A 10,332-nucleotide genomic window follows, 5' to 3' on the forward strand; every position below is an offset into this window, starting at 1 on the left:
CACGGCCCTGCGGGCCGAAAAGCATGGGGCGCAGCCCCTGCTTTTCAGGGGCGCGGGGAACTGCGCGAGCAACCACAACCCCACCCGCAGCCGCCGACGAAACCGCACCCCCCGAGCTACTGGGCGCCCCCGTCCACCCAGGTGGGTGGTCCCCGGCGCCACACGCCCCCGGTATGCCGGTTTTGTCTGATTAGCGCGTATTGTCGCCGCATGCCCACGCCCCACGGAACCCGCGGCGGCATGGCGTTCGGCGCTGAGGAGCTGCGTGTGCTCCGTCGTGCCCTCGCCCTCGCCCTGAACCCCAGTCCCGCCTCGGCGGAGGACGTGCAGGACTGTCTCCGGCTCGCCGAGTCCGTCGACGAGGCGACCCGCGAGGACGCCCGTCTGAGGGCCTTCCTCCTGGCGGACCTCGCCCGCTACCGCGCCGCGCTCCCCGGCACGGCCACGGGCTACGCGGCGCTCCTGGAGGAGGCCCTGGATACGGGATACCGCCCCCACCCGGACGACCTCGCCGCGCTGCGCGCCCTGCGCGGCAATCCCGCCGCGGCCGCCCTGCTGGACCGCTGCCGCCGCCTCGTGGAACGGGACGTGCGAGCCCGCTTCGCGGCGGTGGCCGCCGTCCCGGCCTCCCGCACCGTCTCCGGCGCCCGCTCCCACAGCCGCCTGACCGCCCTCCCCGGCGGCCGGTCGGAGTCGGACAGTGCCGCACGCGCGCGTGTCGCCGGCGAGGGGCCCGCCAAGCCCAAGCCGGCCAGGCCCGCCCGCCCGGCCGAGCCCGCCGACAAGCCGGGCCCGGTACGCCGCCCCGACGCCCCGCCGCCGAGCCGCCCCATCCCCACCCCCGGCGAGGTCTTCCCGCCCAAGCGGAAGCCGGCGGCCCCACCGGCGAAGCCGCCCCAGCAACTGGCCGCCGTCTAGCCCTGGCTACCCTGGACGCATGGACTACGTCTCCGCGCTGCTGCCCCCCTTCGTGATGGCCGTGCTCTTCATCAGCGTCATCAGGGTGATCGTGAAGAGCCAGGGCGGCCCGAACAAGGCCAAGGAGGACGCGGCCGTCGACGCGGCGCTCGCCCGCGCGGAGAGCGCCCGCCAGGCCTCCGACACCCGCCCCAAGGGCACCGGCGCCTGACGCGACCCGCCCCATCGGCGTACGACTCGTGTGCTTTTCGAGTCGTACGCCCTTTTTGTTCATTTTCTCCGGATATTATGCGGAACTGTGCCTCGCCCATTGGGAGAACTCGAAGACGCGGTCATGACGCGGGTGTGGAAGTGGAACCGCCCGGTGACCGTTCGAGAAGTCCTGGAAGATCTTCAGCGGGAACGGTCCATCGCGTACACGACGGTGATGACCGTTCTGGACAATCTCCATCAGAAGGGCTGGGTGCGCCGAGAGGCGGAAGGCCGGGCCTATCGATATGAGGCGGTCTCCACTCGCGCCGCCTACGCCGCCGCACTGATGAACGAAGCGTGGTCGCAGAGCGACAACCCCGCGGCCGCTCTCGTCGCCTTCTTCGGGATGATGAGCGAGGAACAGCGACAGTCCCTCATGGACGCCGTACGCATCGTGCAAGGCCCCGCGCCCGTCGAGCCCGCCGCCACGGACGTCGAAACCCCTGTTGAAACCGCCGTCGAATCCCCCGAATCGTCCGGCGAAACAGACGGTACCCCCGGCCAATCCACGGATCGCTCCGGGCGATAGCGTCCGCTCATGCCAGCAGAGAGTCCCGAAGTCACCGCAAAAGCCATCACCGTCCGAAGGGCTCGGACCAGCGATGTCCCGCACGTACGCGCCCTCCTTGACGCCTACGTCCAGCGCCGCATCCTGCTCGACAAAGCGACGGTGACGCTTTACGAGGACATCCAGGAGTTCTGGGTCGCGGAACGGGACGACAACGCACAGGTTGTGGGCTGCGGCGCACTGCACGTGATGTGGGAAGACCTCGCGGAAGTCCGCACTCTCGCGGTGAACCCGGAGGCCAAGGGGCTCGGCGTCGGTCACCAGTTGCTGGAGAAGTTGCTGCACACCGCCCGGTGGCTGGGTGTTCGCCGGGTTTTCTGTCTGACCTTCGAAGTGGAGTTCTTCGCGAAGCACGGCTTCGTGGAGATCGGCGAGACACCGGTCGACACCGATGTGTACGCGGAGCTGCTGCGTTCCTATGACGAGGGCGTCGCGGAGTTCCTCGGTCTCGAACGAGTGAAACCGAACACCTTGGGCAACAGCCGGATGCTTCTGCATCTGTGATCGTCGAGCGCGACCTATTCCGGTGAGGCTTGCCTTGCCCAGGTTCCCTATGTCCGAAACGCGTATGTTTCCGGTCTTCCCAGGCCCGTCGCCCTCTCCTCGCCCTCTCCCCGGTCTCTCCCAGGGGTTTGTGTTTTCTCTGGAAAAGCGGTTTGCTTTCCGACGTACTGCAGTACTGCATATAACAGGGGACGTGAAACAGCGGCGGACGCCGCCGGCCCCCGGCCCTGAAGTTATCGATGAAAGGAAATCCGGTGGCACAGAAGGTTCAGGTCCTTCTTGTCGACGACCTCGACGGCGGCGAGGCGGACGAGACCGTGACGTTCGCGCTGGACGGCAAGACGTACGAGATCGACCTCACGACCGCCAACGCGGACAAGCTTCGCGGCCTTCTCGACCCCTACCTCAAGGGTGGTCGGCGTACCGGAGGCCGTGCTTCGGGCGGACGCGGAAAGGCCCGTGCCGTTTCCGGCGGCAGCCAGGACACCGCGGCCATCCGTGCCTGGGCGAAGGAGAACGGCTACGAGGTCAACGACCGCGGCCGTGTTCCGGCGACCATCCGCGAGGCCTACGAGAAGGCCAACGCCTGAGCGGCCTACGAAACTACGAGAAGGCAGGCGGCCCGGTGCTCGCGCACCGCAGCCGGACGCGGTGGCAGTGCGTGGCCACCGTGTCCACCACTCGTACGAGGTCGGGGGCGCCCCCACCGCCCCCCAGCGCCGACATCGTCGGCAGCGAGGGTTCCACCTCGCATCCCGGCTCGGGGGGCCGCAACCATCCGGCGGCCCCCTGTGAACCGGCCCCGCGACCGCCCGCCCCGTCCGGAGGCGGCGGCGCCTCGATGTGACCGCCCGTTCCCACGGCTGTGAGGTCCAGGTCGAGGCCGCCCCAGTCCAGCCACTCCAGCAGGCCCGGCAACTCCTCCGCGCTGCCCGCCGCGACCAGCAGCCGCATCCGCCCGCCGTGCAGCGCCACCGGCGAGCCCGGCCCCGGGATCGGGCCCAGATGCCTGAGCGCCGCGATCCCCGCCTGTGCCGGGACGTCGAGCACATCGAAGCGCAGGCCCGTAATGAGATGTACGGGCGTACCGGGCACGGTCGCCCATCCGAGATCGTTCTCATACCACTGCCGCACCGTGAAGCACGAGACATCGCCCGGGAAATAGCCCGAGAAATCGGCCGGGGCGTCGCTCGGGTCGAGCGGTCGGCGAGGAAGGGGGACGATGGTCATGTCAGGAGCAACCGCGCAAAGGACCCCAGAGTTACGCTGGGTTTCGATGCGGATGCGCAGAGTGCCGGGAAAGGGGGCGTTCCACGGTGGGTGTCGACGCAAGGATGTTCGCCCTTAGCGGAGGGAACCGGTGCACCTGGCATGGAGTGTCAGTGCCTACGGGTAAGACATCCCTAGTGGGAGGGGGCGACACGCAGGGAAACACCCAGGCAAAGGGGCCTCACGTTCGCCATCGGCGTACTGATGGTGAGGGTAACTGCCTGGCCTGCGGGAACATCGTCTCGCACCATCGGGTTGGAGCATATGTCGGCGTTCGGGGTCAGGAGGCCATCGACGGTGTCGGCAGTTGGAATGAGCGGTCCCCGCTTGCGGGACTAAGCTGCGGAAGGACAGCGAGGGGAGCGTCCCCTCACTGCCTGACCGCTCTGAGGAGCGATTAACGATGTTCGAGAGGTTCACCGACCGCGCGCGGCGGGTTGTCGTCCTGGCTCAGGAAGAAGCCCGGATGCTCAACCACAACTACATCGGCACCGAGCACATCCTCCTGGGCCTGATCCACGAGGGTGAGGGTGTCGCCGCTAAGGCCCTGGAGAGCCTCGGGATTTCGCTCGAGGCGGTCCGCCAGCAGGTGGAGGAGATCATCGGGCAGGGGCAGCAGGCCCCGTCCGGGCACATCCCCTTCACCCCCCGTGCCAAGAAGGTCCTGGAGCTGTCGCTCCGCGAGGCCCTTCAGCTGGGCCACAACTACATCGGCACGGAGCACATCCTGCTCGGCCTGATCCGTGAGGGCGAGGGCGTCGCCGCCCAGGTCCTGGTCAAGCTGGGCGCAGATCTCAACCGGGTGCGGCAGCAGGTCATCCAACTGCTCTCCGGTTACCAGGGCAAGGAGACCGCCACCGCCGGCGGCCCCGCCGAGGGCACCCCCTCGACGTCCCTGGTCCTCGACCAGTTCGGCCGGAACCTCACCCAGGCCGCTCGTGAGTCCAAGCTCGACCCGGTCATCGGGCGCGAGAAGGAGATCGAGCGGGTCATGCAGGTGCTGTCCCGCCGTACGAAGAACAACCCGGTGCTGATCGGTGAGCCCGGCGTCGGCAAGACCGCCGTCGTCGAGGGCCTCGCTCAGGCCATCGTCAAGGGCGAGGTGCCCGAGACCCTCAAGGACAAGCACCTCTACACCCTGGACCTCGGCGCCCTGGTCGCCGGCTCCCGCTATCGCGGTGACTTCGAGGAGCGCCTGAAGAAGGTGCTCAAGGAGATCCGCACCCGCGGCGACATCATCCTGTTCATCGACGAGCTCCACACGCTGGTCGGTGCGGGTGCCGCCGAGGGCGCCATCGACGCGGCCTCCATCCTGAAGCCGATGCTGGCCCGCGGTGAGCTCCAGACCATCGGTGCCACCACGCTGGACGAGTACCGCAAGCACCTGGAGAAGGATGCGGCCCTGGAGCGCCGCTTCCAGCCCATCCAGGTCGCCGAGCCCTCGCTCCCGCACACCATCGAGATCCTCAAGGGTCTCCGTGACCGGTACGAGGCGCACCACCGCGTCTCGATCACGGACGAGGCCCTGGTGCAGGCGGCGACGCTCGCCGACCGGTACATCTCGGACCGCTTCCTGCCGGACAAGGCGATCGACCTGATCGACGAGGCCGGTTCCCGGATGCGCATCCGCCGGATGACCGCGCCGCCGGACCTCCGCGAGTTCGACGAGAAGATCGCCGGCGTCCGCCGGGACAAGGAGTCCGCGATCGACTCGCAGGACTTCGAGAAGGCCGCCTCCCTCCGCGACAAGGAGAAGCAGCTCCTGGCCGCCAAGGCCAAGCGGGAGAAGGAGTGGAAGGCCGGCGACATGGACGTCGTCGCCGAGGTCGACGGCGAGCTGATCGCCGAGGTCCTCGCCACGGCCACCGGCATCCCGGTCTTCAAGCTCACCGAGGAGGAGTCCTCCCGTCTGCTGCGCATGGAGGACGAGCTCCACAAGCGGGTCATCGGCCAGACCGACGCCGTCAAGGCGCTGTCGAAGGCGATCCGCCGTACGCGCGCCGGTCTGAAGGACCCGAAGCGTCCGGGTGGTTCGTTCATCTTCGCCGGTCCGTCCGGTGTCGGTAAGACCGAGCTGTCCAAGGCGCTCGCCGAGTTCCTCTTCGGTGACGAGGACGCGCTGATCTCCCTCGACATGTCGGAGTTCAGCGAGAAGCACACGGTGTCGCGCCTCTTCGGTTCCCCGCCCGGATACGTGGGCTACGAAGAGGGCGGTCAGCTGACCGAGAAGGTCCGCCGCAAGCCGTTCTCCGTCGTCCTCTTCGACGAGGTCGAGAAGGCCCACCCGGACATCTTCAACTCGCTGCTGCAGATCCTGGAGGACGGTCGCCTGACCGACTCCCAGGGCCGGGTCGTGGACTTCAAGAACACGGTCATCATCATGACGACCAACCTCGGCACCCGGGACATCTCCAAGGGCTTCAACCTGGGCTTCGCGGCCTCGGGTGACAAGAAGACCAACTACGAGCGCATGAAGAACAAGGTCTCGGACGAGCTCAAGCAGCACTTCCGGCCCGAGTTCCTCAACCGCGTCGACGACGTCGTCGTCTTCCCGCAGCTGACGCAGGAGGACATCCTCGCGATCGTCGACCTGATGATCGGCAAGGTGGACGAGCGCCTGAAGGACCGGGACATGGGCATCGAGCTCTCCCAGTCCGCCAAGGAGCTGCTGTCCAAGAAGGGTTACGACCCGGTGCTGGGTGCGCGTCCGCTGCGTCGCACCATCCAGCGCGAGATCGAGGACAGCCTGTCGGAGAAGATCCTCTTCGGCGAGCTGCGCCCCGGTCACATCGTGGTCGTGGACACCGAGGGCGAGGGCGAGACTCAGACCTTCACCTTCCGGGGTGAGGAGAAGTCGGCCCTGCCGGACGTCCCGCCGATCGAGCAGGCGGCCGGTGGCGCCGGGCCCAACCTGAGCAAGGAGGCGTAGCCGCTGCGCTGCGCTTGAGCGGAAGGGGCTGCCCCGGGACTTCGGTCCCGGGGCAGCCCCCTTTCTTTGGTTTCCCGGTCTCGCAGCACGCTGTCGGTCCTCTCCAGAACCGGGGCGACAGGCAGGACCGCTAGAACGTGCTCCGGCACTTCGGCAACGTCCGGAGCGAGATGAATTCGAAGGACGCGCAGGTTCGGAAAGAGCGCCTCGACTTTCGAGGTCTTCGGCCTCTTCGAAGTCGTCCGGTGTGAGCCTTTCCGGCCGAGGGAAGGGCCGCGTCGACGGAACCGGCACAGACTGAGCTGGTCCTGCTCCGAGGGGAAGTCCAGGTTCCGCAGAAGTCGGTTGTCGCGTACGACGAGTTCACGCAGGGCTGCTCACCCCCGGCCCGTCGCCGACGAACAGCTTCTTGATGAGCGGCGTCATCACGCTGGAGGCCAGACGGATGCCGCGTAGGTGGTGTGGTCATCGTCGCGTAGCCCGGGTCACATTGCGGGGCGGCGGTTGCCCGGGGGCGGTGACATGCCGCACAGGCGATTTGTCCGTTACTAGGCGGAATAGTGGAAAGGGGTGGCAGGGCAAAAGGGACTTTTGGGTGATGAAGTCCGGGGTGGCGGTGGTGGCGTGCTGGTCGGGCGTGTTTGGGGGTGGGTGTCAAGAAGTGGGGCGATTTAGGGTGTCGTACGAAGTTAGGTCGTAGATCACAGGTTTTGGGCGGCGAGGAGGTGAGGGGTACCAAGGGGTGTCCCGTTCGGCGGCCGCAGAGGTGCGCCGGGTGGGATGCGTGTCCGTCGAGGCACGGTCCCCTGACTCCGTCCCCCGTGAGGTACCCCCATGTCGCAGCCTGTTCGCACTCCTCGTTCCCGTATGTCCCAGCTCCGTGTTCGGGCGGCCGTCGTGGCCGTCGGGGTGGGGGTCTCGGGTGTGCTGGGGGTCGGGGTCGCGGCCGCCGCCGCCGGTGGTGCGCAGGCCGCGAGCACCGGCACCGTCCAGGCCGCCGCCAAGAAGTCCGCCTCCTGGGTCAGCCCGGTCAAGGGCTACAAGCTGAGCGCCCGGTACGCGCAGTCCGGGAGCATGTGGGCCGCCAAGCACAGTGGCCAGGACTTCGCCGTGAAGAGCGGCACGTCGGTCGTCGCCGCCCACGGCGGTACGGTCGTGAAGGCCGGCGGCAACGGTGCCGGTGACGGCCCGGCGTACGGCAACGCCGTCGTCATCAAGCACGGCAACGGCACCTTCTCGCAGTACGCCCATCTCTCGAAGGTCAACGTGAGCGTGGGTCAGATCGTCAAGACCGGGCAGCGCATAGCCCTCTCCGGCAACACTGGTAACTCCAGCGGGCCGCACCTGCACTTCGAGATCCGTACGACCGCGAACTACGGCTCCGCCATCGACCCGGCGGCCTTCCTGCGGACCAAGGGCGTCACCATCTGATCCGTAAGGGCCCTGGGCCGGGTCAGGAACTCCGGGACCCGCCGTGCGCCTGTGTGACCAGGTCGATCGCGACCTCCAGGACCGCCTTGCGCTTGTCCTCGGGGTCGCCTTCGATGTCCCGGAGGATGAACATCCCGGCGTGCATGGTGAACAGGGCGCTGATGCAGCGGACCTGGTCCGGCAGGGCGGCGTCCGGTTCCTTGATCGTGTCGATCATGCGGAGCATGCGCTCCTTGAACGTCTCGCCGACGCTCAGCTCCCGAACCGTCCCCTGGTTCTCCTGCATGAAGCGGAAGAGGGGGGCCGCGTCGGTCAGCGCCTCGCTGTAGCGGAGCAGGATCTCCCGCTTGGTGTCGAGGGTGCGGGGCTGGGCGTTCGCCCACTCGATCAGCTCGTCGATCGGGCGCTGCAGGTCCCGGAAGAGGCTGACGAGGATGTCCTCCTTGGTCTTGAAGTGGTAGTAGAGCGCCGCCTTCGTCACTCCCAGGCGCTCGGCGATCTCCCGTAGCGAGGTCTTCTCGTATCCCTGCTCGGCGAAGAGTTCGAGGGCGACGTCCTGGATGCGCTGGCGGGTGTTCCCCCGGCGCTGTCGCTTCGTGGCGTCCGTGGCGTTCGTGCCCTCGGCGGCGTCCATCCTCGTGTTCTCCTCACATTCGGCCCGTTCCGCGCGTCTCGTACTGCGTCGAGCGCCGTCAAGGCTCGGTCAAGCCCGTAAAACTTACTTGACGCCCGGCTAGTTACCGGGTCAAGCTGCCTTCAGTGTAATGAACTAGCCGGTCGGCAAGTAAGTGCAGTTGGTGCAGGTAAGTGGTGGGGAAAATGGCGGAGAAACAAGCGGTGGCGAGTGAAGCCGAGGCGGGCAAACAGCCGCGCAGTGTGCGGGTCGTGCTGCTCGCGCTCATGATCGCGATGCTGCTCGCGATGCTCGACAACATGATCATCGGCACTGCCATGCCGACGATCGTGGGCGAGCTCGGGGGCCTGGAACACCTCGCGTGGGTCGTCACCGCGTACACGCTCGCGACCGCCGCCTCCACTCCCCTCTGGGGCAAGCTCGGCGACCTCTACGGCCGCAAGGGCGTCTTCATGACCTCGATCGTGATCTTCCTGATCGGGTCGGCGCTGAGCGGGATGGCCCAGGACATGGGCCAGCTGATCGGCTTCCGGGCCGTCCAGGGCCTCGGCGCCGGTGGCCTCATAGTCGGCGTCATGGCGATCATCGGCGACCTCATACCGCCGCGGGAGCGGGGCAAGTACCAGGGGCTGATGGCCGGTGTCATGGCCCTCGCCATGATCGCCGGACCACTGGTCGGCGGCACCATCACCGACAACTGGGGATGGCGCTGGTCCTTCTACATCAACCTGCCGCTCGGCGTCGTGGCGCTCGGCGCCATCAGTGTCGTACTGCATCTGCCGAAGCCGTCGCGGGCGGGGAGGTCGGCGCGGAACATCGACTATCTGGGTGCCGCCCTGCTGACCATCGGCATCACGGCGATGGTGCTGGTCACCACGTGGGGCGGGACCGAGTACGCGTGGGGGTCGGCCGTCATCATGGAGCTGGCCGCGATCGGGGTGGCCTCGTTGGTCGGGTTCCTGTTCGTGGAGACCAGGGTGGCGGAGCCGGTGATGCCGCTGCACATCTTCCGCAGCCGCAACTTCACGCTGATGTCCGTGATCGGGTTCATCACCGGGTTCGTGATGTTCGGGGCCGTGCTCTTCCTGCCGCTGTACCAGCAGTCCGTGCAGGGTGCCTCCGCCACCAACTCCGGGCTGTTGCTGCTGCCGATGCTCGGCGCGATGCTCGCGGTGTCGATGGTCGCCGGGCGGGTGACCACCGGCAGCGGGCGGTACAAGGTGTTCCCCGTCCTCGGGAGCGTCCTGATGATCGTGGGGCTCTTTCTGCTGGCGCAGATGGACACCGGGACGAGTCGGGTGACGTCCGGGGTGTTCATGGCCGTGCTGGGTGCCGGGATGGGGTGTCTGATGCAGATCACCATGCTCGTCGCGCAGAACAGTGTCGAGATGAAGGACATGGGGGTCGCGTCCTCGACCGCCACGCTGTCCCGGACGCTCGGGTCGTCCTTCGGGGTCGCGATCATGGGGGCGCTCTTCAACAGCCGGGTGCAGGATGTGATGGCCGAGCGGGCGGGGGCACTGGGGTCTGCGGTGACCGAGCAGTCCGCTCAGCTGGATGCGGCGAGTCTGGCGAAGTTGCCGGTGGCGGCGCGGGAGGCGTATCAGTTCGCGGTGGTGGCGGGGACGCACTCGGCGTTCCTGGTGGGGGCCGGGGTGGCTGTGGTGGCGTTGGTGGGGGCGGTGTTTGTGCGGGAGGTGCCGTTGAAGGGGGCTGGGGGGTCGGCTTCGGGGGCCCCTGCCAAGGAGACGGTTGCGGTCTAGACGAATGAGTCCGATGTGATCAGTGGTCGTACGCGATCAGGGATCGGGTGACCGGTGCTCCGGT

10 protein-coding genes are annotated in these 10,332 nt (G+C 67.7%); 8 read left to right on the top strand and 2 right to left on the bottom strand.

All coding sequences use genetic code 11. From position 1 onward, the window contains the following. Nucleotides 1–240 precede the first annotated feature (240 nt). The 5 genes from F3T56_RS44490 to F3T56_RS44510 all read left to right on the top strand — a co-directional run bounded on the left by F3T56_RS44490 (nucleotide 241) and on the right by F3T56_RS44510 (nucleotide 2,832). The gene (locus F3T56_RS44490) at nucleotides 241–918 is read left to right on the top strand and encodes a hypothetical protein (RefSeq protein WP_149831165.1); all 678 of its coding nucleotides are present in this window, start codon (nucleotides 241–243) and stop codon (nucleotides 916–918) included. Between the two features lie 19 nt (nucleotides 919–937). After that, nucleotides 938–1,129, top strand: a complete 192-nt coding sequence (locus F3T56_RS44495; RefSeq protein ID WP_149831157.1) for a hypothetical protein — start codon at nucleotides 938–940, stop codon at nucleotides 1,127–1,129. Nucleotides 1,130–1,216: 87 nt separating this feature from the next. Then, nucleotides 1,217–1,699, top strand: coding sequence for a BlaI/MecI/CopY family transcriptional regulator (locus tag F3T56_RS44500; protein ID WP_246204780.1), 483 nt, complete (start codon nucleotides 1,217–1,219; stop codon nucleotides 1,697–1,699). Between the two features lie 9 nt (nucleotides 1,700–1,708). Next, nucleotides 1,709–2,242: an amino-acid N-acetyltransferase gene (locus F3T56_RS44505; RefSeq protein ID WP_149831158.1), complete on the top strand. Its 534-nt coding sequence runs from the start codon at nucleotides 1,709–1,711 to the stop codon at nucleotides 2,240–2,242. A 254-nt stretch (nucleotides 2,243–2,496) separates the two neighbouring features. Further along, the gene (locus tag F3T56_RS44510) at nucleotides 2,497–2,832 is read left to right on the top strand and encodes a histone-like nucleoid-structuring protein Lsr2 (protein ID WP_149831159.1); all 336 of its coding nucleotides are present in this window, start codon (nucleotides 2,497–2,499) and stop codon (nucleotides 2,830–2,832) included. A 13-nt stretch (nucleotides 2,833–2,845) separates the two neighbouring features. Here the strand turns inward: F3T56_RS44510 and F3T56_RS44515 are convergent, their stop codons facing one another. Further along, nucleotides 2,846–3,472, bottom strand: a complete 627-nt coding sequence (locus F3T56_RS44515) for an SCO3374 family protein (RefSeq protein WP_149831160.1) — start codon at nucleotides 3,470–3,472, stop codon at nucleotides 2,846–2,848. 442 nt (nucleotides 3,473–3,914) lie between these two features. On the opposite strand from F3T56_RS44515, the gene F3T56_RS44525 reads away from it, so the two are divergent. Beyond that, entirely contained in the window at nucleotides 3,915–6,440 is a 2,526-nt protein-coding gene (locus F3T56_RS44525) for an ATP-dependent Clp protease ATP-binding subunit (protein WP_149831161.1), read from the top strand. A gap of 834 nt (nucleotides 6,441–7,274) precedes the next feature. Next, nucleotides 7,275–7,871 carry a M23 family metallopeptidase gene (locus F3T56_RS44530; RefSeq protein WP_149831162.1) on the top strand — a complete coding sequence of 199 codons (597 nt, stop codon included), beginning with the start codon at nucleotides 7,275–7,277 and terminating at the stop codon, nucleotides 7,869–7,871. Between the two features lie 22 nt (nucleotides 7,872–7,893). On the opposite strand, the gene F3T56_RS44535 is transcribed toward F3T56_RS44530, so the two are convergent. After that, nucleotides 7,894–8,505, bottom strand: coding sequence for a TetR/AcrR family transcriptional regulator (locus F3T56_RS44535; protein WP_149831163.1), 612 nt, complete (start codon nucleotides 8,503–8,505; stop codon nucleotides 7,894–7,896). A gap of 185 nt (nucleotides 8,506–8,690) precedes the next feature. Between F3T56_RS44535 and F3T56_RS44540 the strand changes: the two genes are divergently transcribed. Then, the gene (locus F3T56_RS44540; RefSeq protein WP_149831164.1) at nucleotides 8,691–10,268 is read left to right on the top strand and encodes an MDR family MFS transporter; all 1,578 of its coding nucleotides are present in this window, start codon (nucleotides 8,691–8,693) and stop codon (nucleotides 10,266–10,268) included. Nucleotides 10,269–10,332 lie beyond the last annotated feature (64 nt).

This window comes from Streptomyces tailanensis (assembly GCF_008386495.1).
GTDB lineage: Bacteria > Actinomycetota > Actinomycetes > Streptomycetales > Streptomycetaceae > Streptomyces > Streptomyces tailanensis.